We start from the raw sequence: 26,382 nt of genomic DNA, 5'->3' as shown, positions 1-26,382 counted from the left end.
ACAACTAATCACCAAGATTCGAAACCAGATACACCACTACCCAGGACTTGACCCCCGCAAGGAGCTTAAAGTCCTACGCACGCCCCGTGAGGAGGGGGTGCGTATTCGCCGGGATAGGAACGGTATCTCGCTGCTGACGGTGGCTGCTCGGGATTCTGAGCTTATCGAGGTCTACAACAGCCTTGACCACTCCACCGGTTCGAAGGCTGTGGAGTCTTTCTTTGCTTTGTTCTTTTCTGCTGGTGGTGCTCAGCCGGCCCGTAGGGTGACCAATGTGATTGTTCCTGCCCCTACCTTCCGCCGGATTATGGAGCATCCTGAGGATGCTGATGAGATCATGCTGGAGATGACTAACGGGGCCTTCATTAGTGGCAAGGAGTGGTTGGAGACTACTGAGGTGGCTGGCTATATCACCATTATTGACCCGGTGGAGGGTGGGATTAACTGCTACCGGACTAATAGGGCGGCGAATTTTAAGCAGCTGCTTATGGCTAAGGCCGAATCCCCCACCTGTGCAGTCGATACCTGCCTGAAGGCTGCGGATGATTCGCATGTGCATCATATTCAGGCCTGGAGTCAGGGTGGGATGACCAACCAGGTCAACTTGACGATGTTGTGCCCGTTCCACAACGGCCGCAACGATGATGACCGCTCGAAACCGCTGCATGGTCACATTGAGCGTGTGGAGGGTGGGTTTGTGTGGGTGTATCCCGGCCAGACCACCGAGCAGGCCGTAGCCGCCCAACGCGCCAAGCAGGCCGCCCAACAGCCGGCGTAGGCAGCAGGAGGCGCCACAGCACCCACCACGCACCCAGCAGGGGAACCGGAGACCCGGTTCCTCTACACGCCGTGCCCAAGCACGGTGAAACGTTCGAAGCCTTGAGCATCCGCAGCGCCACTGATACCGGGTGCCGGCGCGATACGGCGAGACACTGGCGCGCGGTTCGGCGGTGATGCGCGCGGTGGTGACGCGCGCGGTGCTGATGGGGCGTCGCTAAGCGGGGCTAGCGGCCGGCCAGCTCCGCCTGCATCCACTCCTTGTGGGCGCGGCGCTGCGCGGAGTACTCGGCTAGGGTCTGGGTGGCCTCGATGCGCCAGTTGCTGAAGATGAGCATCGACAGCGGCAGGGCCACAAACAGCGCCAACAGCGCCGAGACCAACACCGGGATGGGGAAGCCCACCGCGATGGACAGCAGCTGAATCACCACGGTCAGCACGATGAACAGCAGCAGGCGGGCCAGCCCGTACTTCCACAAGGCACGGCGCGAGCGGCGGCGCAGCTCCGGATCCGGCTGGGGAGGCTCGGGGATAGCGGCGTCGGGAGTGGAGCTCGCGTGGGATTCCGGGGCGGAAGGCTCAGCGCTGAAGTTCTCGGATGAATCGCTCATGGCACTCAATTCTTTCACAGACGCCATTCCGTAGGATATGACGCATGGGTCGTTTAATTCTCTTTGTGCTTTTTGTCGCCGCCGCCGTCCTCGTGTGGAAGGCCTTCGGCCCCGCAAGCTGGAAGAAGCAGGCCCCGCAACAGCCACAGCGCCCGGCCATCAACGGCCCGGACGACGACGAGGAATTCCTGTGGAACCTCGAAAAGCAGCGCTTCAAGGAGCGCCGCGCCAAGGAAAAGGCGGAGGAAGATGAAGCTGCGCGCCGACGCCTCGAAGAGCGCTGGCGCGAGATCGACGAGGGCGAAGACTAGCGCACGGGCTTAAAAGTCATCTCCAGCCCCAAAGCGTGGGCCACGGCAGTGACCTTCTCCCAGCGCACCCCGGTGCCGCCGTGCTCGATGGCGTGCAGGGTGGAGCGTGAGACCCCGGCGTTATCGGCGAGATCCTGCTGCAGGATTCCCAGGTCGCGGCGGCGCTGCGCGAAGGCCGCTCCCAGCTCAACGAGGTGGGGATTATCGCCGGCCGGTTTGCCCTGCTTATGTCGCGGCTTGTGTGTGTCCGACATTAGTTCAGTCCCGCGTAGGAGTGGAGGCCGGAGACAACCATGTTGATGAAGAAGAGGTTAAAGATCATCAGCGCCATGGCCGCGATGTTGATGTAGGGGGCGAAGTTGGCCCAGGAGGGCGTCGCGCGGGCGTGCAGGTAGGCGGCGTAGAGGATCCAGGTGGCAAAGGAGATGGTCTCCTTAGGATCCCAGCCCCAGAAGCGGCCCCACGCGGATTCCGCCCAGATGGCGCCGAGCACGATGCCCAGGCCAAGAGTCGGCAGCGTGATGACACCCAGGCGGTAGGCCAGCTGATCCAGCTTCTCCGCCGTGGGTAGCGGGCGGGCCACTGCACCCAGCGGGCCGTGCTCCTTACCCTTGGACTGCCACACGCGCAGCAGGCTCAGCAGCGAGGCGATACCGGAAACGATACCGATGGAGGCACCCAGGGAGACCACGGTGACGTGGATGGGCAGCCAGTGCGACTGCAGCGCCGGGACCACCGGGGCGGATTCCGCGTAGAGCTTGGTGGAGCCGTAGAACATCAGCGCCATGATTGGGGTGAGCAGCCACGGCCACAGAGTGCGCCACTCCTTGCGCTGCATGGCGATGGTGGCCACCACCAGCACGCCGGCGGTGACCATGAGGACGTATTCGTAGAGATTGCCAAAGGGGAAGCGGCCGGTGGCCAGGCCGCGCAGCACGATGGCCGCCAGGTGCAGGGCGATGCCCAGCCAGATGACCATCTGGGTCATGTTGCCCAGGCGGTCGGCGGAGGCGGTGCGACGCTCAAGATCCCCGCTCACGGAGTCGGCATCCTCCGCGAGCTCCTCAGCCTTGTCCGCGTAGGGCGAGCTATCCGCGGGCGCTGCGCCGCCGACCATCGCGGGCTGCTTCTGCTGCGCCTTGCGGCTTGCCCCGATGAGGCTCTGAATCCTGCCGTAGTACATCAGTGACATGAACAGGGAGACGGCGTACATCACGAAGGCCGTTTGCACAGCAATGTCCGAGAAGTTGGACAAGTTTTGGTCAATCTGCATGGTTTAACCTAGTTCTTCGATATGGGGATAGTCCTGTTCAGGCTACCCCCGGACAGGACAATATCCAACTTTTGGCGGATCTCTAACCCACCTATTGTGTGGAATACAGGGTGTCTTCTTCCACCTCGTCCGGATCCGGCAGCTCCAGCAGCTCGCGGTAGAGCACGTAGAACTCCTCCGACCAGCCCGCGCGATCCGTGCGCGCCAGGCCGGCCATCTCCACGTCGGTGCCGCCATCGGCCGCCGGGCGGATGCGCACCCATACGCGGCGTCGCTTGATGGTCAGCGAGCCCACCAGGGACACCAGCATGACGAGCGCAGAAATAAGCACCCAAACCTGGAAGGGATCGTAGGAGATCTGGAAGTTCGCAAACTCCGAGGCGCCATCGAAGGTGATCTTCGTGCCGTCGTCCAGCGTCACGGACTCGCCCTGCATGAGATTCACGCGGTCAATCTTCTGCAGCTGGCCGGAGTGCATGAGCGAGGAGTCCAGCGAGAACAAACTCTGCGCCACGCCGGTGTCCAGGCCGGCGTCGCCGCGGTAGATGTCGATGGCCATCGCCGGGTCCATCATCGCCGGATAGGAGGAGGTCAGCAGCTTGCCGTTCTCACCGGACCACTCAGCCGTGGGCGCAAAGAGCCCCTGGATGGCGATCTGGTGCTGGCGGCGCTCGTAGAGATCCGGGTACATGCCCGCCGGCGGGTCGAAGCGCATCGCGCCCGAGGAGAGGAAAAACACGGTGTCCGTGGGCTGGAACTGCACGGTCTGCGTGCGCTTCTCACCGTTAGGCCACTCCACCGTCACCGTCGGGGCAAAGCCGTGGCCCTGCAGGTAGACGCGGTTATTTTCCAGGCGCAGCGGGTGGTTGACCTGCAGCTGGTAGTCCTCCCAGGTCGAGGGGTCGGTGGTGATATCATCGCCCGTCGCGTAGGACACGTTGGAGGTAAACATCGCCGCCTGGCCATTAGGCAGGTACTCCGCGGTGAAGTCATGGGCCACGAAGCAGAAGGGGTGCAGCCCGGTGCCGTCGAAAAGCGGGCCCGAGCGCAGCGAGTCGAAGTTGGAGGGCGAGGTGTTGCAGAACTCCGCAGAGCGCGGCTGCTTTTGGGTCTGCCCCTGCGAGTTCTTCTCCGTGACCACGATGACCTGGCCCTCGTAGGTGACCAGGCGGCCGGCCGCCACGGTGACCAGCACCGCCACCAGCGCCACGTGGAAAATCAGGTTGCACAGCTCGCGCGCGTAGCCGCGCTCCGCGGAGAAGGAATGCGCGCCGGCGCGGTCCTCTTCGGGGGCGCTTTCCGCCACGCGCCACTTGCGCAGCATCGTCTTCGTGGCCGCGGCGATCTCCTCCGGGGACTTCTCCGAGTGGCCGGAGGCGTTCAGCGGCATCCTATGCAGGTACTTCGGCGCACGGGTGGGCTTGGTGCGCCAGGCCTTGTAGTGATCCCAGGAGCGCGGGATGATGCAGCCCACCAGGGAAATCATGAGCAGGACATAGATGGCCTGGAACCAGACGGAGGAGAAGACGTCGAAAAGCTGCAGCTTGTCGTAGATCTCCGCCACCGTGCCGTTGTTCTCAATGAAGTCGTTGACGTTGGACTCGTTGAGGGAGCGCTGCGGCAGCAGGGAGCCGGGAATCGCCGCGATGGCAAGCAGGAACAGCAGCGCCAGCGCGGTGCGCATGCTGGTCAGCCAGTGCCACGCTTTGCGGAAGTACTTCACAATCATTCTGCTCTCTAAATCAGGGTTGCGCCGTAGGACACCGTCCATTGGCGGATAAAGGTGATGAACTCGCCCCACGCGCCGGTCACCAGCGCCAAGCCGACGAGAATCATGGCCACGCCGCCGGCGATCTGAATGGCGCGGGAGTGCGTGCGCATCCAGGAGATGGTGCGCATCGCCCGCGCCGAACCCAGCGCCACCAGCAGGAAGGGCAGGCCAAGGCCCAGGCAGTAGCCCACGATGAGGATGGTGCCGCGCAGCGCGGTCATGCCCTCGGTGCCGGCGGAGACGGAGATGATGGCGGCCAGCGTGGGGCCGAGGCACGGGGTCCAGCCCAGCGCAAAGACGCCGCCGAGCAGCGGCGCGCCCAACCAGGTGGTCCAGCGGCGCGGGGACAGGCGGGTGTCTTTCTGCAGCACGGGGACCATCCCCATGAACACCACGCCCATGAGGATGGTGACCACCCCGCCCACGCGCATGAGGGTGTCCGCGTTGAGCGTCAGGGCGGAAATCGCGCCAAAGACCGAGACGGTGGCCAGCACGAAAACCACGGTAAAGCCCAGCACAAAGAGCGCGGCCGCGCCCACGACGGCCCATTGGCGCCGCTTGCCGACGCCCACCTCTCCCGCCGCGTCATAGCTCACCTCACCGCCGACCACGCTGGCCAGGTAGGAGATGTAGCCGGGCACGAGCGGGACCACGCAGGGGCTGGCGAAGCTCACGAGGCCGGCCACGGCGGCGGCGAGGATGCCGAGCAGCAACGGGCCGGCCGCGGCGGTTTCGGCGAAGGCCTCGCCCACCCCGGCTGCGAGTGCGAACTCCATTTATTCCTTCTCCAATTGGTCGACGACCTCGAGGATGTCCTTGTCCGTGATCTCGCGCAGGAAGACCGCCGCGGGACGGTGCTGCTTGTCCAGCACGATGGTGGTGGGCACCACGGAGGTGGGCACGCCGCCGAGTGCGGCGGCCGTCTTGAAGGGCGGATCGTAGATGGAGGGGTACTCCAGGCCGTTGTCCTCGAGGAAGTCGCGGGAGATCTCCGGGTTGTAGTCGCGGACGTTGATGCCCAGGACCGTGCCGGTGCCCCGTTTTTGCAGTTCCTCGTGGATGCGGGCGAGGTCGTCGGACTCGGAGCGGCAGGGCGCGCACCACTGGCCCCAGGAGTTGAGGACGACGATCTCGTCCTTGAAGTCCGAGAGCTTGATGGTGGTGGATTCGTCGCGCAGGTTCTCGCCGGAGAAATCCTTGAGCGGCTTGCGCTCGGATTCCTCGTAGTGGATGACGGTCTCTCCGCCGGGGGTGACGAATTCAAATTCGCCGCCGATGGCCACCGCGTTCTGGGCGTTATCGGCGTCCTGGGAGCACGCGGCCAGCGTGCACGCGGCGAGGAGGGCAGCGGCGGCGGCCAGGGGGCGTCGGAAAGCAGAAAAGTTCATGGGTTTAGATGGCGTGGGCGGGGGAAGAGTAGAAGATGTCGGTGATCTCGGTGCCCTGGTAGACCAGCGAGGTCACGGAGGCGAGATCGCACTCGCGGTTCCACGGCGCGTGCGCCAGGCGCTTGCCCAGCACGGTGCGCTGCACCATGACGATGGGCAGCTGGTGGGAGACGACGATGGCCTCGTGGCCTACCGCCTTGGCGCGGGCACGCTCGGCGGCGTCCATCATGCGAGCGGCGATCTGCTCGAAGGGCTCGCCCCAGGAGGGCTCGAGGGGGTTGCGCATGAGCGGCCAGCGGCGCGGGTTCCACAGCTGGGAGTTCCAACCCTTGGTGCGCAGGCCCTCGAAGCGGTTGCCGGATTCGATGACGGCCTTGTCCACCTCAATGTCCAGGCCCGTGACCTTGGCGATGGGCTGGGCGGTCTCCTGCGCGCGCTGCAGGGGGGAGGCCGCCAGGTAGGTCACGTCGTGGCCGCGGAAGGCCTCCGCGGTGCGCGCGGCCATGGAGTGCCCGCGAGAGGAGAGGTGAAAGCCCGGGATGCGCCCGTAGAGGATCTTCTCCGGGTTGTGGACCTCGCCGTGGCGGACGAAGTGGACGATGGTGGTGGACATGGTGCTCCTTATTCCGGACGGGTGGCAGCGGCTGCGGCCTGGGCGGCGGGGGTAAGTGCTGCCTCGATGACCTCAAAATCTTCGTCGGTGAGGGCATCGGAGACAAACCAGGTCTCAAACGCTGAGGGCGGGACGTAGACACCGCCCTCGAGCAGGGCGTGGAAGAAGGGGGCAAAGCGCCAGGTGTCCGCGGCCTTCATCTCGTCGAAGTTGCGGCCCTGGCCCTCGGCGAAGCGGATGGAGAACATGGTGGAGGCGCGCTGGATGTGGTGGGCCACGCCCTCGGCCTCAAGCGCGCGGGAGATCATGCCGGTGAGGCGGTCCACGGTGGCGCTCAGGCGCGGGTAGAGCTCCTCGGTGGCCAGCTCCAGGGACTTCAGGCCGGAGGCCATGGCCACCGGGTTACCGGAGAGCGTGCCGGCCTGGTAGACGGGGCCGGCCGGGGCGAGGTAGGCCATGACGTCGGCGCGGCCTCCGAATGCCGCGGCGGGCAGGCCGCCGGAGACTACCTTGCCAAAGGTCACCAGGTCACCCGCCACACCGTCGACGCCGTACCAGCCCTGGTAGGAGGTGCGGAAGCCGGTCATGACCTCGTCGAGGATGAGCAGGGCGCCGTCGGCATGCGCGATCTCCTTGAGGGCGGCGTTGAAGCCCTCCTCGGGGGCCACGGTGCCCATGTTGCCGGCAGCGGCCTCGGCAATGATGCAGGCGATCTCGCCCGGGTGGGCTGCGAAGGCGGCGCGGACGGCGTCGAGATCGTTGTAGGGCACCACGATGGTGTCGGCGGCGGAAGCGCCGGTCACACCCGGGGAGTCCGGCAGGGCGAAGGTGGCCACGCCGGAGCCGGCGGAGGCCAGCAGGGCGTCGACGTGCCCGTGGTAGCAGCCGTCGAACTTGAGCACCTTGGGGCGGCCGGTAAATCCGCGAGCCAGGCGCACGGCGGACATGGTGGCCTCGGTGCCGGAGTTGACCAGGCGGACCTGCTCGACGGCGGTGCGCTCCACGATGCGCTCAGCCAGCAGCGTCTCTGATTCCGTGGGGGCGCCGAAGGAGAGGCCGTCGGCGGCGGCCTTCTGCACGGCCTCGACGATGGCCGGGTGAGCGTTGCCGTGGATCATGGGGCCGTAGGAGCTGACGAGGTCGACGTACTCGTTGCCGTCGATATCCCACAGGCGGGAGCCCCGGCCGCGGGCGATGACGCGGGCCTGGCCGCCGACGGAGCCGAAAGCGCGTACCGGGGAGTTCACGCCACCCGGGGTGACCTTGGTGGCGCGCTCGAACCACTGCGCGGACTGGGACGTATTCTGCTGGCTGGAAATAGGCATAGGCAACATTGTATCGGTTCTAGCCCTATACAAAAGTTTGACTCCCCTGCACCGCAGGGAGGTGGTAGCTATGCTCGGGAGCAGTGGTGTGGCGCGGGGGCGCCGCCACTGCTATGACACACGCTTTTCAAGGGGGAATTCCATGCGCATGCGCGTACTGTGCGCGCTGGCACCCGCGGCTTTGCTGGCCGGGTGCAGCGGCACCGACATCACACCAACGGCCGTGAGCACCGAGGGAGCCGCCACGCCCACAGGCTCAGCCGCACCATCGAGTCCCTGGCAGCCCGAGGCCCTCCCCCAGCCGGCCAACCGCCTGGGCATGGAGGAAACCTCCGCTGCCAGCCGCCCCGCTCCGGAGCAGCAGGCGACGCAACTACCGACGCCCTCCGTGCTCACCGTCACCGAACATCCATCCACCCCGGCAGCGCCGCGGCAGGAGACGGTCATCGTCCAGCAGCCCGCCGCCCCGGCGCCGCGCCCTCCTCAGATGCCCGCGCTGCCGGAGCTGCCACCGCCGCCAAAGATCCCCACTTCGATCCCGCTGCCGCCGGAGGTGCAGCAGGGCCTCGAGCAGATCCCCGCCCCGCCGCCGCTGCCGCGGGCGGAGGACATCTACATCCCGCTGCCGCATTAAAGCCGGCGGGGCCGACAGGGGGTAGAGCCAGCTGTACCCAAAAGTTACCCCTGAGGTCTACTGACAAGTTCCCATTCATGGCTTTAGTCTGAAGTCAGTACTAGTAGCACAACCAATAACACAGACGAATTGGGACTCATGAACAAGAAGACTCTAGGCATCACAGGGGGCGCGCTCGCCGCGATTCTGCTGGCGGGAGGCGGCGGCTACGTGGCCCTGACCAGCGGCTCCTCCGCCACCCAGCTCGCCGCATCCGAGGTCACCACGGCAGCCAAGGAGGACCTGGTCAGCTCCGTTTCCGCCACCGGCTCCGTCGCCGCCGAACGCGAGCTCAGCCTCAGCACCTCCCTGACCGGCCCCATCGAGTCCCTCGACGCCAAGGTGGGCGACCGCGTCGATGCCCAGCAGCTGCTCGGGCGCATCGACACCACCGCCACCGAGCAGGAGCTCGCCGCCCAGCGCAGCACCCAGGAGGCCAGCAAGCTGGAATCCGTCCACCAGATTGAGGACGCGCAGCTCCAGCTGCGCCAGCTGCAGGACTCCCTGGACAAGGGCCTCAACCCCGAGGTCAACAGCGCCCAGTCCGCGCTCAACTCCGCGCAGGGCGAGTACGCCGAGGCCCAGAAGAAACTGGACCAGGCGCTGGCCACCAAGGGCGATCTGCCGGAGGTCGCCGAGGCCCGCACCGCCGTCATCGACGCCCGCTCCGCTGCCCGCGACGCCGAATCCAAATCCTTCCAGGCCGCCCTGGCCTCCGTGGGCACCGCCGCCGAGGACCCCGACACCGGTGTGCAGACCGCCAACGCCTTCCTCAACTTCGTGGACTCCGACGCCGCTGTTGCCGACGCCCACCGCAAAGTCACCGAGGCCGAGGACTCCTACGGCCGCGTGCTGCGCGGCATCGACCGCAGCCTGGGCGATCAGCAGCGCGCCACCGCCGCCTCCTACCAGGCCGTCGCCGACGCCGAACGCTCGCTCAAGGCCAGCAACCTCGCCGTTGAGCAGCAGATCGACGCCCAGTCCCAGGCGGTGAACCACGCGGTGGAATCGGCGGCGTCGGCAAGCGAGAGCGGCGCGCAAGCCAACGCTCCGCTGGAATACTCGCTCTCCCAGGCCGAGCTGCGCTCCCCGCTCGCCGGGGTGATCACCGCCGTGAGTGGCCAGCCCGGCTCCCCGGCGGAGGGCCCCATCCTCACCGTGGCAGATGACTCCACGCTCATCGTGCACTCCACTGTCAAGGAGGGCGACATCTCCCGCATCGAGGTCGGCGACGAAGTCACCTTCACCTCCCCCTCCAGCCCTGGCAAACACTTCAGCGGCAAGGTCACCTTCATTTCCCCCACCGCCGAGCAGCCGGCCAAGGGCTCCGATGAGGGATCCACCGGCGGATCGAGCAAGCCGGAATTCCCCGTGGACATCCGCGTGGAGGGCAACCGCGAGGGCCTACGCCTGGGCTCGACCACCAAAGTCAAGATCATCACCGACCGGCAGAAGAACGCCATCACCGTCCCGCTCTCCGCCATCCTGGAGGACAAGGGCACGAAATCCGTCCTTGTGGTGGAAAACGGCGAAATCCGCTCCCGCACCGTGCGCGTCTCCACGGAGTCCGACTTCTCCGCGGCAGTGGCCTCCGGGCTCAAGGAAGGCGATACCGTCATCACCCAGGCGGAGACCTTCAAGGACCGGGTGGGCGAGAACGTCGAGGTCAAGGGAGCATGAGCCGGCTCATTGAGATGAGGGGCATCGTCAAGCGTTTCAACGAGGGGCTCGACAGCGAACTCACCGTCCTGCCCGGCCTCGACTTCACCGTGGACGAAGGCGAGTTCGTGGCCGTGGTGGGCCAGTCTGGCTCCGGCAAGTCCACGCTCATGAACATCATCGGGCTGCTGGATAAGCCCAGCGCCGGCGAGTACCTCCTGTCCGGCACGGACGTGCTGGCGCTTGACGACGACCACCTCGCCCGCTTCCGCGGCCAGCAAATCGGCTTCGTGTTTCAGAATTTCAACCTCATCGGGCGCATCTCCGCGCTGAAGAACGTGGAGATGCCCATGATCTACGCCAGCGTGCCCGCCCCGGAGCGCACCCGGCGCGCCGAGCAGCTGCTGGAGATGGTGGGGATGAGCGACCGCATGCATCACCTGCCCAACGAGCTCTCCGGCGGCCAGAAGCAGCGCGTGGCGATCGCCCGCGCGCTGGCCAACCAGCCGGATATCCTCCTCGCGGACGAGCCCACCGGCGCCCTGGATTCCCAGACCGGGCGCATGGTCATGGATCTCTTCCACGAGCTGCACGACGCCCACGGCAAAACCATCCTCTTTATTACCCACAACCCCGAGCTGGCCGAGGAATGCGGCCGCACGGTGACCATGGTGGACGGGGTGCTCTCATGAACTTTGCTGAGTCTTTGCGCATGGCGCTGGGCAGCCTGCGCACCAACAAGATGCGCTCGGCGCTCACGCTTTTGGGCGTCATCATCGGCATCGCGGCGGTGGTGGCCATCATGACGTTGGGACGCTCGCTGCAGACCTCGGTGCAGTCGGACCTGGACCGTGTGGGCGTCAACAACTTCTCCGTGGAGGTCAAGGACCGCCCCGAGGAGGGCGAGGAGGACAAGCCGGAGGATCCCTACGCGGGCGCGGCCTCCGTGGAGGACGTGGGCTCCATGATCAGCCCGGAGATGCTCGACCGCCTCAAGGAGGCCTTGGGCGACGAGGTCAGCGGGGTGCTCATTGGCGAGTACAGCTCCTACTCCGGCACGCTGCGGGCTGAGTCGGGCACGGGTGCGGGTGGAAGCGCCGAGGTCAACGTGCAGCCCACCAACCCGGACTACGTGAACTCCCCGATGTATTCCATCGTGGCTGGGCGCGCACTCAGCGACGATGACATCGACTCCCAGCGCGCCGTGGTCATGCTCAGCACAAAGAGCGCCGAGGAGCTCTTCGGCAGCGCGCAGGAGGCGGTGGGCCAGTACCTCACCGTCGAGGCGGAGAACTCCTTCTTCGACCTGGCGGTTATCGGTGTCTACGAGGAGGCCAAGACCGGCCCGCTGGTGGGCACGGCCCCCTTCGAGTACGCCTTCGTGCCCTACCCCTTCGAGGCGGAGCTTTCCGAAGAACCCGGCGCCGGCGAAGCCTTCACCTCCGTGTCCGTGCGCGGCAACCCCGACATGGACAAGACCGTGGTGGCCCGCGACCTGCAGAGCTTCTTTGACAGCTACTACGCCGACGACCCCGACTACATGGCCAAGGTCAGCGACTTCAGCGAGGACTTAGCCTCCCTGACCCAGATGTTCACCACCATCAGCCTGGTGCTGGCGGCCATCGGCGGCATCTCGCTGTTGGTGGGCGGCATCGGGGTGATGAACATCATGCTCATCACGGTCACGGAGCGCACCCGCGAGATCGGCATCCGCAAGGCGCTCGGCGCGCGCCGCCGCGACATCCGCACGCAGTTCATCACGGAGGCGGTCATCGTCTGCCTGCTGGGCGGCCTGCTGGGCGTGGCCATCGGCGCCACCGTGGGCATGATCGGCGCCGCCGCGCTGGGCACCTTCGTGCTCCCGCCGCTGGGCGCTGTGTTCCTCTCCCTGCTGTTCTCGCTGGCCATCGGCCTCTTCTTTGGTTACTACCCGGCGGGCAAGGCGGCCAAGCTCGACCCCATCGAGGCGCTGCGCTACGAGTAGGTGGCTGCAACCTTCAGCGTGAGCTGGCACACTGGCTGGCATGAAGATCGCTTTCCTTGGAACTGGCCGCATGGGCACCGAGCTTGCCCGCCACCTTCTTGACAGCCACGAGCTCACGGTGTGGAACCGCACCGCCGAGCGCGCCCAGCCGCTTGTCGACGCCGGCGCCACCCTCGCCGCCTCCCCCGAGGAGGCCGTCGCGGGCGCCGAGGTCATCATCACCTCGCTGTTCGGCCCCGATGACATCCGCGAGCGCGTCATCGAGACCAACCTCATCCCGCAGGGCGTGACCTGGATTGACACCACCACCGTCTCCCCGGACGCCGCCCGCGAGTTTGCTGCCGCCGTGGACTCCTACGTCCACGCCCCGGTGGTGGGCTCTCTGGGCCCGGCGCGCGCCGGCGAGCTCGGCGTCTACGTGGGCATGCCTGACGATGACCGCCGTGAGCTGGCCATGGACATCGCCGAGCCCTGGGCCGGGGAGAACAAGCTCATTGGGGTGGAGTCGGCGGCGACGGCGGCCGTCGGCAAGCTGCTGGCGAACCTCGCGCTGGCGGTGACCGCCGAGGGCCTGCTCGAGGCGCTGCACCTGGGCGAGTCCGAGGGGCTGGACGCCGAGGTGATTCTGGAGATGCTCGACATCACCGGCCTGGCCTTCATGAAGAACATGAAGGGCCCGTTCATCACCGGGGATCGCAACACCACCCCGGGCGATTTCACCGTGGACGCGCTGTGCAAGGACGCCAAGCTCATGGAGATGACCTCCACCAAGCCGCTGCCGGCGGTGGCCGCGGCCATCGAGCGCTTTGAGGAGCAGCAGGCCATGGGTCACGGGGACCAGGACTTCTCCTCCATTTTTGTCTTCCGCACCAAGGGTTAAGATGACGTTTACTCTCTCGGCGGCGAGCATTGCCCAGATGAGCCCGCTGGATGTCCACGCGCTGTACAAGCTGCGGGTGGACATCTTTGTCCATGAGCAGCAGTGCCCCTATGCGGAGATCGATGACATCGACGCCCGCCCCGACACCCTGCACATCCTGGGCTTTAACGACGACACCCGCCAGCTGGCCGGCACCGCCCGTGTCTTCCCCGCCACTGTGCAGCTGCCCGGCGGCGCTGAGGAGGTGGCCCAGTTCGGGCGCTTCGCGGTGCACCCGGATGCCCGCAAGACCGGGCTGGCCGATACAATCCTTACCTCCGCGCTGAAACTGGCGCACACGCTCTACCCCGGCCGCCCGGTGTACCTGGAGGCCCAGGCGCCGCTGGTGGGCTACTACGGGGTGTATGGCTTCGAGGTCTGCGGGGAGGAGTTCGAGGAGGATGGCATTCCGCACCGCCCGATGATTCGGCGCGGGGGACCTTCGACACCCTAGGCCCGCATCCGGATCGATCGCTCGGGCGTTGGGGGCGGGGGAAGTTATGGAAGCGACATCCCTTTGTATCACTTCCACTAACACAAACTGAGGCTGTCACCACCACCACCATGTACATCACCCTCAACCCAGACTCGGACGTCCCGCTCTTCGAGCAGATCCACGACGCCATCGCCCGCGGCCAACTCAGCCCCGGCGACAAGCTCGACCCCGTCCGCCGCGTAGCCGCGGACTTTGGTATCAACCCCGCCACCGTCAAGAAGGCCTACGACCAACTTGTCGCCGACGGGCTCGTCGAAACCGCGGGCCGCTCCGGCTCCCTCGTCATCCCGAGCACGCGAAGCAGCGCCCAAAACAGCAGCTACGTGCCGGCTTGCAGCGCGTAGTTACCCTCGCCCGCGCACAAGGATTCAGCGCCGACGATATCCATCACCACCTCGCCGCCGCCCTCAAGGAGTTGCCATGATTTTTGCACTCGCCGCCGCCACCCTCGGCATCACATGGATGCTGAGCATGGCTCCCTCGATAGCCGCCCTGCCGCTGGGTGTATCCGTTCCCCCAGCGCACCGCGACGACCCCACGGTCACCGCCGCAGTCACGGCCTACCGCCGGTGGGTGTGGCTCTTCGGCGTCATCGCCACCCTCATCTGCTTGGCCGGGCCGCTGTTCGCCGCGTTCTCCTCGCTCGTCGTCACCTTCGGCGCGCTGGGCGTCTACGCGGTGCAGCGCCGCCGCATCATCGCCGCGAAGAAGGAGGGCGGCTGGTACAACGGCATCGAGACAGCCATCTCCGCCCGCGTGTCCCCCTCGCGCAACTTCGACGGGATCGTGCAGCCCTCCTTCCCGTGGATCGGTCTGGGCGGCGCGCTGCTGGCCATCGCACTATCCGTGCTCGTCATCGCCAGCAACTGGGATACCATCCCGCAGACCTTCGCCACCCACTTCGATACCTCCATGCAGCCCGATGCCTGGTCCGAGAAGTCCTTCTTCAGCGTCTTTGGACCGACCTTCGTCAACACCGGGCTGCTCTTCTTCATGGGGCTGGCGGCGTGGCTAGGAACCAAGGTCAAGGTCAACCCCCGCGCGGACCGCTCCATCAAGGGTCAGGTGCGCACCGCGGCGCTGATGTCCGCGACCACCAATTCCCTGGCGGTGCTGTGCTTACTCACCGTCACCAGCCTGGCCTGCCTGCAGCTGGCCATCCTCTTTCCCCAGTACAACGGCGTGATACCGGTGGCAATCATGGCGCTGCTCTTCGCTAGCGTCGCCGGCGCCATCGGCATGGTAGCCGCCATCCTGTGCGCCCAGACCCGCATCGAGGAACAACTGCGCGGCGTGCACTTCCCCGACGAGGGCACCCCCTCCCCCGACAACGACGAGCACTACAAATGGGGCATGTTCTACTACAACCCGGAGGACCCGGCGGTGCTCGTGGACAAGCGCTTCGGCGCGGGCATCGACTTCAACTACGCCACCTGGCAGGCCAAGGCCTTCCTGGGCGGGATCGCGGCGTTCATCATCGCCTGCATCGCCCTGCCCATCGCGCTGGGCTAGCCCACCAGGCGCTGAGCCGCCGCCCGCGCGCCGGCGATGACCGCGGGCACGCCCACGCCGTCGGCCCAGGCACCGGCGACGTCGACGTGGGGGACGTCGCCAAGCGCGGCGTTGGCCGCCGCCACCGTGGCCAGGTGCTCCGGGCCGTAGCACGGGATGCCGCCGAACCAGCGCTGGGTGTAAATCTCCTCCACGCCGGCGGCGCGCCCGTCGAAGCCGGTGATCTTCTTCAGATCATCGAGGGCGTAATCCACCAGAGCGTCCTCATCGGCGCGGACAAGGGAATCATCGCCGAAGCGGCCAAAGGAGGCGCGAGCCACAAACCCCTCGCGCTCACCGATGTGCGGCCACTTGTTGGAGGAAAGCGTAAAGGCCTTGGCGTGCAAGCCCGGCTCATCCGAGGCGATGAGGATGCCGGTGGCCTCCGGCAGGGAGTTGCCCTCCGGATCGGTGGAGGAGGCGAAGTTGAAGCCCACCACCACGGAGGAGGCCAACTGGACCTTCTTGATCTCCTCCGCCGCGGCCGGGGCGACGTCCTTGAGCAGGCGGGCGGTGGTTGGCGCCGGGGTGGCCACCAGCACGCGGTCGAAGGTGCCCAGCTCAGCCGGGGCACCCTTGACCTCAAAGCCCTCGCCGGAGCGGGTGATGCCCGAGATGAACGTGTCCAGGTAGATCTGCGCGCCGGACTTTTCCGCCAGGGCCTCGTAGAGCTCCGCGTAGCCGCCCTTGAAGGTGCCAAAGACGGAGCCCTCCGCCGGCGAGCGGCCGGACTCGATCTTCTCGATGGCCGCGGTCAGCGTCACCGGGCCCTGTTCCGCCAGCTCGTCGAGAGCCTGGGCTAGGTGTGGCACGGTAGCGCGCAGGCCCAGGTCATCGGCGGAACTGGAGTACACCCCGCCCAGCAGGGCGGAGACCACGTGGTCCACGACGTCGTCACCAAACTGCTGGCGCACCAGCGCACCCACCGAGACATCCCCGCCAATCTCCCACTCGAAGGGGGCCTCGTGGGCGATGTGCTCGTTGGTCTCCGCGCTGAAGAAATCCTGCGGCTGGGAAGGAATGCCCATCACGCCGCCGCGCGGCAGCAGGCGCAGCTCGCCGCCGGTGTAGACCCGCGGGCGCAGGGAGCTGTTGGGCTGCACGAAGGACTCCTCCAGGCCCAGCTGCCCGAAGAAGTCGACGGCGTCGCGGCGGCGGCGAATGAAGGCCTCCGCGCCCATGTCCGTCGGCCCGCCGTTGAAGGCCACGGTGTGCAGCTTGCCGCCGATGCGGTCCGCGGCCTCGAAGACGTAGACCTCGTGGCCCTCGCGCAGCTGCCAGGCCGCGGTCAGCCCGGCTAGGCCCGCTCCGATGATGGCGATCTTCATTTAACCCTCCTCGTGAATAATGGCGACGGCGCGGGTGATGGCGTCGGCGTCGGTAGTTGGCAGTACCCCGTGCCCGAGGTTCCAGATGTGGCCCTCAAGGCCCTCGGCGCGCGCGGTGTCGACTTCCTTCTTGATGGTGCGCACCGCCTCGCGCACGGCGTCCTCGCCGGCGAAGAGCAGCGCGGGGTCCAGGTTGCCCTGCAGGACCTTAGCCTGCACGCGGCGCGCGGCGGCGTCCATGGACACGCGGTAGTCCACGCCCATGACCTCGGAGCCAGCCTCGGACATCGCGCCGAGCAGCTCGCCGGTGCCCACGCCGAAGTGGATGCGCGGAATGCGCCCCTCCACGGCCTTGAGGATGCGCGTGGAGTAGGGCAGGACGAACTTCCGGTAATCGCGCTCGTTGAGGTAGCCGGCCCAGGAATCGAAAAGCTGCATGGCGTCGATGCCGGCCTCCACCTGCAACTCCAGAAAGCTGACGATGGTGGGGGTCAGCCGCTCCATGAGCGCGTGCCAGGTCTCCGGATCGGCGTGCATGAGCGCCTTGGTCTTCTCGTGGTTCTTCGAGGGGCCGCCCTCGATGAGGTAACTGGCCAGGGTAAAGGGCGCGCCCACGAAACCGATGAGTGCCTGCTTCTCCGTGAGCTCGTCCAGGATAATCTCGATGCCCTGGCGCACCTCCGGCACGTCCGCATCAAGGATGGGCAGGTTGGCCACGTCCTCGCGGGAACGGATAGGGGCGTCCATAACCGGGCCGCGGCCGGGGACGATCTCCACGCCCACGCCGGCGGCCTTGAGCGGGACAACGATGTCGCTGAAGAGGATTGCCGCGTCGACGTCGTGACGGCGCACCGGCTGCAGGGTGATCTCAGCAAGCAACTCCGGCATGAAGCAGGAGTCGAGCATGCTGATGCCCTCGCGAACCTCGCGGTATTCCGGCAGGGAGCGGCCGGCCTGGCGCATGAACCACACCGGGGGGCGGGAGGGGGTGCGGCCGTGGGCGGCCTCGATGAGCGGGGCAGATGAGAGTCTCGACATGCCCCTCATTATGAATCAAAAGTTGTAGAAAAAGCCACTCGGAGGCATTAGTAGCGCGGGTTGCGCTCCCGCACGTACTCGTTGCAGGCCGGGCGGAACATGAGGAAGATGCCCACCATGAGCACCATCGGAATGGCCAGTAGGAAGAGCCCGCCCACACCAATCGCCATGGCGGCGATGTTGACAAACATGATGTAGGCGCTGACCACCGTGATGACGCGGCGCGACCACTTTCCCCCGCCGGCCAGCTGCGCCGCGCAGCTGGAGATCACCAGCGCGCCCACGATGTTGGAGACAGAGGCAAAGAGCGTGTTGCGGTGCAGGAAGTCCTGCTGCTGCGCGCTGAGATGCGGGGCGTAGGCATCGGTGCCGAAGATGCCCACCATGCCGGAGGTGAGCATCACCACGGAGCCCACCACGAAGACCCAGTAGGCAAAGCGCAGCGGCGTGGGCTGGGAATCCGTGCCGGAGGCTGGGCTGGTCATCGGCTCCCGCCTCCTTGGCCGCGGGAATCTTCCTCCTCGCGCTGTCCCGCACGCCTCTCCGCTCGCCGCTTGGCCTGCTGCTCGCGTTTTTCCTTCTCTTCCTCCTCGCGGGCCTTGGCCTCGGCCTCGCGGCGCTGTTGCGCCATCTCCTTCTGCAGCTGGCGCATCTGCTCCATCTCGCCGGTGTACTCCAGCGTGGGCTCCCGGGTGGAAAAAATCAGCCCGAGCACCGCGGCCACGCCGACGAGCAGTTGCACGCAGCCGTCGAGGAAAAAGAGCCAGTCAGGGATGTCCGAGCCACCCGGGCTGGTCATAAACACAATGATGATGCGCAGGCCAAAATACAGCGAGAAGAAGAACCACAGGCGCCGCGCCATGCCGGCGCTCTTGCCGTTCTTGCGCAGCAGCCACAGCATGACGCTGAGCAGCACCAGGATGGACAGCGAGATGAGCGTCGACAGCGCCAGCGAGCCGTAGCCGATGGCACTGACCATGGCGTCGGACATGGCCTCCTCGCCTTCCTTCGCGGCGTCCTCGGCGGTCTGGCGGGCCTGCGCCATGAGCTGGTTGCGGTTGAGCACCGACATCACGACGCTAAAGATGAGGTGCAGCGCCTCGCCCGCCACCACGCCCAGCCACATGAGGAGCATGTTCTGCACGGACTCCGGGCGCGGCGTGGGGCTGTGTTTGTCCACACCCCCACCGTCACGCTCCGCAAGAGTTGCGGACTTGGGCGGGCGGGGCTCAGTCACGGGGGGCTGGGGTGCTGTCACAAAAATCCTTACTGTCCGAACGTGAGAATCAGGCTAGTCCGCGCAGCCTATTTCAGCAGGCGGGCGGCCTCGGTGGCGAAGTAGGTGAGGATCTGATCCGCGCCGGCCCGCTTGAAGGCGGTGAGCGATTCCATCATGACGGCCTCACCGTTGATCCATCCGTTGTCCGCCGCCGCCTTGATCATCGCGTACTCGCCGGAGACCTGGTAGACGGCCACCGGGACGCTGGAGCGCTCCACCGCGGCGGAAAGCACGTCCAGGTAGGGCAGGCCGGGCTTGACCATGACCATGTCCGCGCCCTCCTCGATGTCCAAATCGATCTCCAGCAGGGACTCACGGAAGTTGCGCGGATCCTGCTGGTAGGTGCGGCGGTCTCCCTCCAGGGAGGAGGCCACGGCCTCGCGGAAGGGGCCGTAGAAGGCGGAGGCGTACTTCGCGGAGTAGGCCATGATGGCCACGTCCTCGTGGCCGGACTCGTCGAGGGCCTCGCGGATGGCGGAGATCTGCCCGTCCATCATGCCCGAGGGGCTGACGATGTGCGCGCCCGCGCGCGCCTGGGAGCGGGCCATGTCCTGGTAGAGGGCCACGGTGTCATCGTTGATCACGCGCCCCTGCTCGTCGAGCACACCGCAGTGGCCGTGCGCGGTGAACTCGTCCAGGCAGGTATCGGCCATGATCACCAGATCCTCGCCGAACTCCTCGCGCAGCGCGTTGATGCCGCGGTTGAGGATGCCCTCCGGATCCCAGGCCACGGAGCCGGTGGCGTCCTTGTCCTCCTCCTTCGGTACGCCGAAGAGATCCACACAGGGCACCCCGGCCTCCAGTGCCTCCCCGGCCGCCTTCTTAAGCGAGTCGATGGTGTGCTGGTAAACGCCCGGCATAGAAGAAATCGGGCGCGGCTCGCTGATCCCGTCCGCGATAAACATGGGCAGAATCAGATCTGCGGGGCGCAGACTGGTTTCCGCCACCATCTCCCGGATGGCCGGGGACTGGCGCAGACGGCGTGGACGACGAACAATGCTCATTGGAATCTCCTTAGAGCGCGAGACGGTTTATGCTTTCTCGACCTTAGTAGTCTTCTTCCGCGAGCGGCGCTTTTTGCGCGGGGCAGGCAGGTTGCCCGCGGCGCGCAGGGCGGCGACGTGGGCAGCGAGGGCGTCGACAAGCGAGGGCACATCAGCAACCTCGGGCACGACGTCCACGCGCAATCCCAGCTCCTCGGCGGCCGCCTGGGTGGAAGGGCCGATACATCCGATGATGGTACGCGCGTGCGGCTTGCCGGCAATACCGACCAGGTTGCGCACCGTCGACGGCGAGGTAAACGTCACCGCGTCGAAGCCGCCCGTCTTGATCATGTCGCGGATCTCCGGGGCTGGCGGGGCGGCGCGCACGGTGCGGTAGGCTACGACGTCATCGACCTCCCAGCCCAGCTCCACCAGGCCCTTGGGCAGGGTCTCACCGGCCAGGTCCGCGCGCGGCAGCAGCACGCGGCCCACGGCGTCGATGTCCTCCACGTAGTTGGGGAAGACCTCCACCAGGCCCTCGGCGTTCTGCTTCTTGGGCGAGGGGGTCAGCTCCGGGACCATGCCCTTGGCGCGGATGGCGTCGGCGGTCTTCTGCCCCACCGCGGCCAGGTGCACGCCGGCAAAGTCGCGGGCATCGAGCCCCAGCTCGGCGATCTTCTCCCACACCGCGGTCACCGCGTTGACGGAGGTGAACACGACCCACTTGTAGCGGCCCTCCACGATGCCCTTGATGGCGCGATCCATCTGCGCCGGGTTGCGCGGCGGCTCCACCGAGATGGTGGGCACGGACTGCGGGATGGCCCCGTAGCCGGCCAGGCGCGCCGACATCGCCGCGGCCTGCTCCTTGGTGCGCGGCACCAGCACGCGCCAGCCGTAGAGCGGGCGGTTCTCCCACCAGGAGTACTTGGAGCGATCATCGAAGCTGCGCCCCAGGGTGACCACCAGGTCACCGGGCAGCTCGGCGTCGAGCTTGGCCAGGGTGCCCAGGGTGGTCTCGTGGGTGCGCTGCAGGCGGGTGGTGCCGTGCACGGTGACGTAGGCCTCGGTCTCGGCCGGCATGCCCCGCTCGAGGAACTCGCGGGAGATCACCGGCAGATCCTCTGCGATGGCCTGCAGCACCAGCGGTTGGGTGGCGCTGGCCAAGGCGTCCCAGTCGGCGCCCTCGGTGATGTCGGCCTCGGTGTAGGTCGCGCCCAGCGCCAAGCCGGCGAAAGAAGGCACGGTGGAGGGCAGCGACATGCCCGGCACCACCTGGAACTCCAGGCCGGCGGCGGCCACCGCGGAAATCTCTGCCTTGATGGACTCGCGGTTGAGCGGGTTGCCGGTGACCAGGCGGATGACGTCCTCGCCCTCGGCGGCGCGCAGGGCCTCGCGCAGCTGGGCGACGATCTCCCCCTCCGGCTGCTCAAAGACCGCCGCGGTGGGCGGGGCCGGACGCGGGGGCTTGCGGCGCGCGCCGGCCTCCTTGGCGGCGGCGCAGATGCGGGCGTACTCTTCCTCGGCGGCGTCGAGAAGCTCCTGCGGAACGGGCACCCGGGCGGCGACGACATCGCGGATCCCCTGGGAGACCTCCGCATCGACCACGGCAAGCGCGTTGGTCTCCAGAACCTCGCGGGCGCGCACGGTCAGCAGGTCAGGGTTGCCGGGGCCTGCACCAACAAAGATGATCTTGCCCAGGTCTGACTGAGTATCCGGCACGGCGTTGCTCATAAAGTTCTTTTCTAGTCTGCGGTCCAGGGCGCCGGCACGGACATGATCGTGCGCAGCGTACTCCCCCGGACCAACGGGCGGGAATGTCAAGCGGCCAAAAATCCCAGGCAGCGAGTCCTGGGATTCCTTGTCCTGCGCCCGGCGGGGCGCTTAAGGGGGGGCCGATTCATTGAGGCCAATGAATGTGTGCTAGATACACACTAAATGATAAAGCTCTAAACAAAAAATTAGTTGTCCAGCAGGTCGGCTGCGCCCTGCCCAAAGAGCTCCTCGGAGATGCGGTTGCCCAGCTCCTCCGCCTCAGCGGCCGCGCCGCGGGCCTCGGCAAGGATCTGGCGCGAGCCGTCGAGCGCGAAGACACCGCCGCGCACCACCAGAGTGTCCCCCTCCCAGTAGGAGGTGGCTGCCACCGGGGCCGTGCAGCCGGCCTCGAGGCGGCGCAGCACGGTGCGCTCGGCGCGGGTGGCGGCGCTCGCGGGGGAATCGGCCAGCCGGGCAATGGCCTCGGCGGCCTCGCTGCCCTTCACAGCCTCGACGGCCAAGGCACCCTGGGCGGGTGCGGGCATGAGCACCTGCGGGTCAAAGACCTCGGTGGCACGCTCCTGGTAGCCGGCGCGCACCAGGCCGGCGTAGGCCAGGACCACGGCGTCGAGCTCGCCGGAGGTCACCTTGCCAATGCGCGTGTCGATGTTGCCGCGCAGGGGGCGAATGTCCAGGTCCGGGCGGATGGCGCGCAGCTGGCTGATGCGGCGCGGGGCGGAAGTACCCACCTTCGCGCCCTGCGGCAGCTGCTCTAGGCTCAGCCCGTCGCGGGCCACGAGCGCCTCGCGCAGATCCTGGCGCTGGGGGACGATGAGCAGGAAGCGATCATCAGCAGCCGTGGGCAGATCCTTGAAGGAGTGCACGGCCACGTCGCACTCGCCGGCGGCCAGTGCCTCGCGCAGCGCCTGGGTGAACACGCCCACGCCGATACGCTCCACCGGAGCCATGTTGACGTCACCGTGCGTGGTCACGATGTGCAGCTCGGACTCATATCCGGCCGCCTTGAGCCACTCCTGCACGTGGCCGGACTGGGTGGTGGCCAGAAGGGATCCGCGGGTACCAATCTTCAACATGACTTAAGCTTCCTTTTCCTGTTCCTGTCCGCTGGCTGAACCATCGTCTGCGTGCGCCGCCTGCACCTCAGCGATATCGGGCAGCTCGTTGACGTCCACGGCCACTCCGGTTCCTTCCAGCTGCAGGCCAAAGAGCTCCTGCAGCGCGGTCTCGTGGCTCACGCTACCGGAACTGGCGGCCAGCTGCTTCGCACGCACGGTGGGCTCGTGGAGCAGCTTGTCGACGACCCTCTTCAGCGCCCAGTTCACCGCCTCCTTCTGCTTCTCGGTGAGCTCGGGGTGCTTCTGCTCCAGGCGGGCGGACTCGCACTGCACGAGGTCAGCAGCGCGGCGGCGCAGGGCGGAGACCGCGGGCACCACGTCACGCACGCGCTGGGCGGAGGCATAGGCCTCGAGCTCCTCGTCCACGATGCGGCGGGCGGCCACGTGCGGGTTGGTGCCGGCGGCGACGTCGGTATCCGCGGCGCTCAGTGACTTGCTCAGGCGCTCGATGTTGACCAGGTCCACGCCCGGGTGGGCGGCGGCGTGATCATCGATATCGCGCGGCATGGACAGATCCACCAGCATGAGGTCGCGCTGGGGGTTGCGGTTGTTCATGACGTCGGCGGCGGTAATGGTAAAGCCCTGGGCGCCGGTGGCGGAGACTGCCATGTCTACGGTGGGCAGGGCCTGCGCGCGCTGCTCGAAGTCCACGACGTCCGCGTGCACCCCGGCCTCGTGGGCGTGGCTGGCCACGCGCTCGGCGCGCTCGCGGGTGCGGTTGGCAATGACCAGGTTCGCGCCCAGCCGCCCGGCGTGCGTGGCGGCCAAGGAGGCCATGGCGCCCGCCCCCAGGATGAGCACCCGCTTGCCCTCGAGGCTGTCCAGCCCCATGCGCTGCAGCGCCTGGTCGAAGGCGAAGGAGACCATGGAGGAGCCGGCCTCATCAATCTCGGTCTCACTGTGCACGCGCTTGCCGGTGCGCAGCGCGGACTGCGCCAGGGCGTGCAGGCGCGGGCCCACGGTGCCCTGCTCGGAGGCGGACTGGTAGGCGGTGCGCACCTGGCCGATGATCTGCTGCTCGCCCATGACCATGGAATCTAGGCCGGCGGTCACTGTCATGAGGTGCTCGGCGGCGGCGTCGGCGTAGCGCACGTAGAGGTAGGTGCGTAGCTCTTCCTCGTCCACCCCGGAGACCTCCGCGAGCACGCGCACGACGGACTGCACGCCGGTGTGGAAGGAGCTGGTGACGGTGTAGACCTCCATGCGGTTGCAGGTGGAGATGATCATCGCCTCGGAGAGAGACTCGGCGCTGACCAGTTCGCCGCACGCGCCGTGCTGCACGGCGTCGTTCATGCTCAGTTTTTCAAGTAACGCAACAGGTGCTGACTGGTGCGACATGCCCACGACGAGCACACTCATGCACAACCCTCCACTTTCCTGTCAACCCTTTGATTGACTCAAACCATCCAAAAGACTACTCGGTTTATTCACAGATTCCGAACCGAGACCAAGTACCCAGGGCACAGGAGCGCCACTGCGCTGGGACACTGGGGCGCTACCGCGCTGGGACACTGGGGCGCTACTGCGCCAGGGCGGCCGCCAACTCCTCGTTGTCTACCTCCCAGCAGGAGAACTCCTCGCCATCAAGCACCGTCACCGGGACACGATCACCGTATTCCATGGCCAGCTCCGAATCCTCATCAACGTTGCGGATGATCAACTCCGCGCCGGCAGCGGCCACCACGGGGGCAATCTGCTTCTCGACGCGCTCACAAGAACCGCAGGTGCTGCGCACCATCAGCTCGACAACATGTTGGGCCATGGGGAGGGGCTCTCCTTAGAAAGACGCAAGCGTGGACAGGGTTTACTATGGGACACGTTAGTCTTTAGCCCCATCGAAAGCTGTATGCGTGTCCGTTCCCACCCCGCCCGGTATGCCCGATTCGCCCCGCGAGTTCCTGGCTAACTGGACCGCCAGCCGCGGAAACCTGCGTAACTTCTTAGAGAACCAAGCCTTCGCGCCGCTCGACGAGGAATCACAGAAGACCGCCGGCGAGGCCGCCGCCTCCGCCGCGGTGGAGCAGATCTTCGGCATCGATCTGGATTCCTATTCCTCTGGGGTGGACTCGGTGCGCGGATCCTACGAGTCCGCCGGCGGCACAAGCCTGACCACCCCGGACCCGGACATCCCGCAGGACGTCGGCGCCGCCGCCTTCTTCGACGTGGACAACACGCTCATCCAGGGCTCCTCCCTGGTGGCCTTTGCCTTCGGCCTGGCCAAGCGCCGCTACTTCAAGCTCGCGGAAATCCTGCCCATCGCCTGGAAGCAGATCAAGTTCCGCGTCTCCGGCTCGGAGAACGCCGGGGACGTCGCCGCCGGGCGCGTGCAGGCGCTGGAGTTTGTCAAGGGCCGCTCGGTGGCGGACATGGTGGCGCTGTGCGAGGAGATCGTGGATCAGTCCATGGCCCACAAGGCCTACCCGGGCACCCGCCAGCTGGCACAGATGCACCTCGACGCTGGCCAGCAGGTGTGGCTGGTCACCGCCACCCCGGTGCAGCTGGCGCAGATCTTGGCGCAGCGCTTCGGCTTCACCGGTGCTTTGGGCACCGTGGCGGAGGTTAAGGACGGGAAGTTCACCGGCCGCCTGGTGGGCGATATCCTGCACGGCCCCGGCAAGAAGCACGCAGTGGCCGCCCTGGCCACGCTGGAGAACCTCGATCTGGAGCGCTGCACGGCCTACTCCGATTCCGCCAACGACATCCCGATGCTGTCCATGGTGGGCACCCCGGTGGCGATCAACCCGGACGCCAAGCTTCGCGACGTCGCCGAGGAGCGCGGCTGGCTCATTCGCGACTACCGCTCGGTGCGCAAGGCCGTGCGCGCCTACGGGCTGCCCGCGCTGCTCACGGCGGCCTTTTCTTATGGCGGGTGGCGCTTTGTCCGGCGCTCATAACGGGTTAAGGGTCAAAAAGTGTGTCTGGGATCGGGGATTTTTAGGCCCTGACCTCTAAGTTAACGTCAAATATACGCTTTGGAAGCATATATCTGGCTTTGGGAGACTCAATCCACGGTGTGGCTGCCTACCTGTGGTAGTCGGCGGTGGTGTGGTGTCCCAATGCCAAAGAATCGACCACGCTGCCACTGCGGCGGCGATACCAAACGCAATGGGACAACCAGCAAAGGCGCCACCCGTTGGCGATGTAAAGCCTGCGGAGCCTCGGTCAACAAACGCCGGCCAGATGTCACCAAAGCTGCTACTTTTGCCCAGTTCATTGAGCACTGCACCACCACAACCTCGCTGGAAGCATTGGCCGAACGAAATGGGGTCAGCGCCTCCACAATGAAGCGCCGGTTTAGCTGGTGCTGGCTAGTTGACGTCCCCGACCCCACTATCGGTCATACCGGTCGAATTTATGACCAAATCTTCATTGACGGCACCTACACTGCTAGCGGATGTTTAATCGTGGCCGCCACCCTAGACCACGTCATCGCCTGGCACTGGTGTCAACGCGAAACCACCCGGTCAAGTCCTGGGTAGTGGTGTATCTGGTTTCGAATCTTGGTGATTAGTTGT

28 protein-coding genes and 1 pseudogene are annotated in these 26,382 nt (G+C 66.5%); 12 read left to right on the top strand and 17 right to left on the bottom strand.

From position 1 onward, the window contains the following. Window positions 1-778, top strand: a 778-nt coding sequence (locus Q4E25_RS10940) for an HNH endonuclease signature motif containing protein (protein ID WP_303157045.1), incomplete at its 5' end; no start/stop codon positions are given. A gap of 226 nt (window positions 779-1,004) precedes the next feature. Here Q4E25_RS10940 and Q4E25_RS10935 read toward each other — a convergent pair. Continuing rightward, window positions 1,005-1,388, bottom strand: coding sequence for a DUF4229 domain-containing protein (locus Q4E25_RS10935; RefSeq protein ID WP_303157043.1), 384 nt, complete (start codon window positions 1,386-1,388; stop codon window positions 1,005-1,007). A 44-nt stretch (window positions 1,389-1,432) separates the two neighbouring features. On the opposite strand from Q4E25_RS10935, the gene Q4E25_RS10930 reads away from it, so the two are divergent. After that, on the top strand, window positions 1,433-1,699 hold the full coding sequence (locus Q4E25_RS10930; RefSeq protein WP_303157041.1) for a hypothetical protein: 267 nt from the start codon (window positions 1,433-1,435) through the stop codon (window positions 1,697-1,699). Here Q4E25_RS10930 and Q4E25_RS10925 read toward each other — a convergent pair. From Q4E25_RS10925 to hemL, 7 genes are all read right to left on the bottom strand, one after another. Next, window positions 1,696-1,953 carry a helix-turn-helix domain-containing protein gene (locus Q4E25_RS10925; protein ID WP_303157039.1) on the bottom strand — a complete coding sequence of 86 codons (258 nt, stop codon included), beginning with the start codon at window positions 1,951-1,953 and terminating at the stop codon, window positions 1,696-1,698. The two genes, Q4E25_RS10930 and Q4E25_RS10925, sit on opposite strands and share 4 nt — an antisense overlap. After that, window positions 1,953-2,972 carry a c-type cytochrome biogenesis protein CcsB gene (ccsB, locus tag Q4E25_RS10920; protein ID WP_303157037.1) on the bottom strand — a complete coding sequence of 340 codons (1,020 nt, stop codon included), beginning with the start codon at window positions 2,970-2,972 and terminating at the stop codon, window positions 1,953-1,955. The genes Q4E25_RS10925 and ccsB overlap by 1 nt, the downstream gene beginning before the upstream one ends. 91 nt (window positions 2,973-3,063) lie before the next feature. After that, window positions 3,064-4,701 carry a cytochrome c biogenesis protein ResB gene (locus Q4E25_RS10915; protein ID WP_303157035.1) on the bottom strand — a complete coding sequence of 546 codons (1,638 nt, stop codon included), beginning with the start codon at window positions 4,699-4,701 and terminating at the stop codon, window positions 3,064-3,066. An 8-nt stretch (window positions 4,702-4,709) separates the two neighbouring features. Next, on the bottom strand, window positions 4,710-5,519 hold the full coding sequence (locus Q4E25_RS10910) for a cytochrome c biogenesis CcdA family protein (RefSeq protein WP_303157033.1): 810 nt from the start codon (window positions 5,517-5,519) through the stop codon (window positions 4,710-4,712). Next, window positions 5,520-6,131 (bottom strand): TlpA disulfide reductase family protein, encoded by a 612-nt coding sequence (locus Q4E25_RS10905; RefSeq protein WP_303157031.1) that lies wholly within the window; start codon window positions 6,129-6,131, stop codon window positions 5,520-5,522. Between the two features lie 4 nt (window positions 6,132-6,135). After that, entirely contained in the window at window positions 6,136-6,744 is a 609-nt protein-coding gene (locus Q4E25_RS10900) for a histidine phosphatase family protein (protein WP_303157029.1), read from the bottom strand. An 8-nt stretch (window positions 6,745-6,752) separates the two neighbouring features. Beyond that, window positions 6,753-8,078 carry a glutamate-1-semialdehyde 2,1-aminomutase gene (gene hemL / locus Q4E25_RS10895; protein WP_303157027.1) on the bottom strand — a complete coding sequence of 442 codons (1,326 nt, stop codon included), beginning with the start codon at window positions 8,076-8,078 and terminating at the stop codon, window positions 6,753-6,755. Between the two features lie 133 nt (window positions 8,079-8,211). On the opposite strand from hemL, the gene Q4E25_RS10890 reads away from it, so the two are divergent. The 8 genes from Q4E25_RS10890 (at window position 8,212) to Q4E25_RS10855 (ending at window position 15,312) form a co-directional block, all read left to right on the top strand. After that, window positions 8,212-8,703: a hypothetical protein gene (locus tag Q4E25_RS10890; protein ID WP_303157024.1), complete on the top strand. Its 492-nt coding sequence runs from the start codon at window positions 8,212-8,214 to the stop codon at window positions 8,701-8,703. A gap of 138 nt (window positions 8,704-8,841) precedes the next feature. After that, window positions 8,842-10,422 carry an efflux RND transporter periplasmic adaptor subunit gene (locus tag Q4E25_RS10885; protein WP_303157021.1) on the top strand — a complete coding sequence of 527 codons (1,581 nt, stop codon included), beginning with the start codon at window positions 8,842-8,844 and terminating at the stop codon, window positions 10,420-10,422. Beyond that, on the top strand, window positions 10,419-11,093 hold the full coding sequence (locus tag Q4E25_RS10880; RefSeq protein WP_303157016.1) for an ABC transporter ATP-binding protein: 675 nt from the start codon (window positions 10,419-10,421) through the stop codon (window positions 11,091-11,093). The genes Q4E25_RS10885 and Q4E25_RS10880 overlap by 4 nt, the downstream gene beginning before the upstream one ends. After that, window positions 11,090-12,385: an ABC transporter permease gene (locus Q4E25_RS10875; protein ID WP_303157014.1), complete on the top strand. Its 1,296-nt coding sequence runs from the start codon at window positions 11,090-11,092 to the stop codon at window positions 12,383-12,385. The genes Q4E25_RS10880 and Q4E25_RS10875 overlap by 4 nt, the downstream gene beginning before the upstream one ends. Before the next feature lie 40 nt (window positions 12,386-12,425). Further along, window positions 12,426-13,265, top strand: a complete 840-nt coding sequence (locus tag Q4E25_RS10870; protein ID WP_303157012.1) for an NAD(P)-dependent oxidoreductase — start codon at window positions 12,426-12,428, stop codon at window positions 13,263-13,265. Window position 13,266: 1 nt separating this feature from the next. Next, window positions 13,267-13,758, top strand: coding sequence for a GNAT family N-acetyltransferase (locus Q4E25_RS10865; RefSeq protein ID WP_303157010.1), 492 nt, complete (start codon window positions 13,267-13,269; stop codon window positions 13,756-13,758). 110 nt (window positions 13,759-13,868) lie between these two features. Next, complete coding sequence (locus tag Q4E25_RS10860) at window positions 13,869-14,144, top strand: GntR family transcriptional regulator (RefSeq protein ID WP_368502635.1); 276 nt, start codon at window positions 13,869-13,871, stop codon at window positions 14,142-14,144. A 76-nt stretch (window positions 14,145-14,220) separates the two neighbouring features. Beyond that, the gene (locus Q4E25_RS10855) at window positions 14,221-15,312 is read left to right on the top strand and encodes a DUF1648 domain-containing protein (RefSeq protein WP_303157008.1); all 1,092 of its coding nucleotides are present in this window, start codon (window positions 14,221-14,223) and stop codon (window positions 15,310-15,312) included. Here the strand turns inward: Q4E25_RS10855 and Q4E25_RS10850 are convergent. The 9 genes from Q4E25_RS10850 to Q4E25_RS10810 form a co-directional block, all read right to left on the bottom strand. Then, window positions 15,309-16,679, bottom strand: a complete 1,371-nt coding sequence (locus Q4E25_RS10850) for a protoporphyrinogen oxidase (RefSeq protein ID WP_303157005.1) — start codon at window positions 16,677-16,679, stop codon at window positions 15,309-15,311. The genes Q4E25_RS10855 and Q4E25_RS10850 overlap by 4 nt on opposite strands. Beyond that, a complete protein-coding gene (gene hemE, locus Q4E25_RS10845) occupies window positions 16,680-17,717 on the bottom strand; it encodes a uroporphyrinogen decarboxylase (protein ID WP_303157004.1) in 1,038 nt (345 codons plus the stop codon). It abuts the gene before it with no gap. Between the two features lie 47 nt (window positions 17,718-17,764). Next, window positions 17,765-18,202: a tellurium resistance protein TerC gene (locus Q4E25_RS10840; RefSeq protein ID WP_303157003.1), complete on the bottom strand. Its 438-nt coding sequence runs from the start codon at window positions 18,200-18,202 to the stop codon at window positions 17,765-17,767. Further along, window positions 18,199-18,897 (bottom strand): hypothetical protein, encoded by a 699-nt coding sequence (locus Q4E25_RS10835; RefSeq protein WP_303157000.1) that lies wholly within the window; start codon window positions 18,895-18,897, stop codon window positions 18,199-18,201. The genes Q4E25_RS10840 and Q4E25_RS10835 overlap by 4 nt, the downstream gene beginning before the upstream one ends. A 125-nt stretch (window positions 18,898-19,022) precedes the next feature. Further along, window positions 19,023-20,000: a porphobilinogen synthase gene (gene hemB, locus Q4E25_RS10830; protein WP_303156999.1), complete on the bottom strand. Its 978-nt coding sequence runs from the start codon at window positions 19,998-20,000 to the stop codon at window positions 19,023-19,025. A 27-nt stretch (window positions 20,001-20,027) separates the two neighbouring features. Then, window positions 20,028-21,710, bottom strand: coding sequence for a uroporphyrinogen-III synthase (locus Q4E25_RS10825; protein WP_303156996.1), 1,683 nt, complete (start codon window positions 21,708-21,710; stop codon window positions 20,028-20,030). A 227-nt stretch (window positions 21,711-21,937) separates the two neighbouring features. Further along, window positions 21,938-22,825, bottom strand: coding sequence for a hydroxymethylbilane synthase (gene hemC / locus Q4E25_RS10820; protein WP_303156995.1), 888 nt, complete (start codon window positions 22,823-22,825; stop codon window positions 21,938-21,940). A gap of 3 nt (window positions 22,826-22,828) precedes the next feature. Next, the gene (locus Q4E25_RS10815; protein ID WP_303156994.1) at window positions 22,829-24,226 is read right to left on the bottom strand and encodes a glutamyl-tRNA reductase; all 1,398 of its coding nucleotides are present in this window, start codon (window positions 24,224-24,226) and stop codon (window positions 22,829-22,831) included. A 160-nt stretch (window positions 24,227-24,386) separates the two neighbouring features. Continuing rightward, on the bottom strand, window positions 24,387-24,629 hold the full coding sequence (locus Q4E25_RS10810) for a glutaredoxin family protein (RefSeq protein WP_303156992.1): 243 nt from the start codon (window positions 24,627-24,629) through the stop codon (window positions 24,387-24,389). Window positions 24,630-24,741: 112 nt separating this feature from the next. Between Q4E25_RS10810 and Q4E25_RS10805 the strand changes: the two genes are divergently transcribed. Together Q4E25_RS10805 and Q4E25_RS10800 are read left to right on the top strand one after the other, a co-directional pair. After that, on the top strand, window positions 24,742-25,761 hold the full coding sequence (locus Q4E25_RS10805) for an HAD family phosphatase (RefSeq protein ID WP_303157047.1): 1,020 nt from the start codon (window positions 24,742-24,744) through the stop codon (window positions 25,759-25,761). Between the two features lie 162 nt (window positions 25,762-25,923). Then, window positions 25,924-26,331, top strand: a pseudogene (locus Q4E25_RS10800) (IS256 family transposase); the annotation flags it as partial. Between the last annotated feature and the right edge of the window lie 51 nt (window positions 26,332-26,382).

Source organism: Corynebacterium sp. (assembly GCF_030532325.1).
Classification (GTDB): domain Bacteria; phylum Actinomycetota; class Actinomycetes; order Mycobacteriales; family Mycobacteriaceae; genus Corynebacterium.
This window is presented reverse-complemented; position numbering and strand designations above follow the sequence as displayed.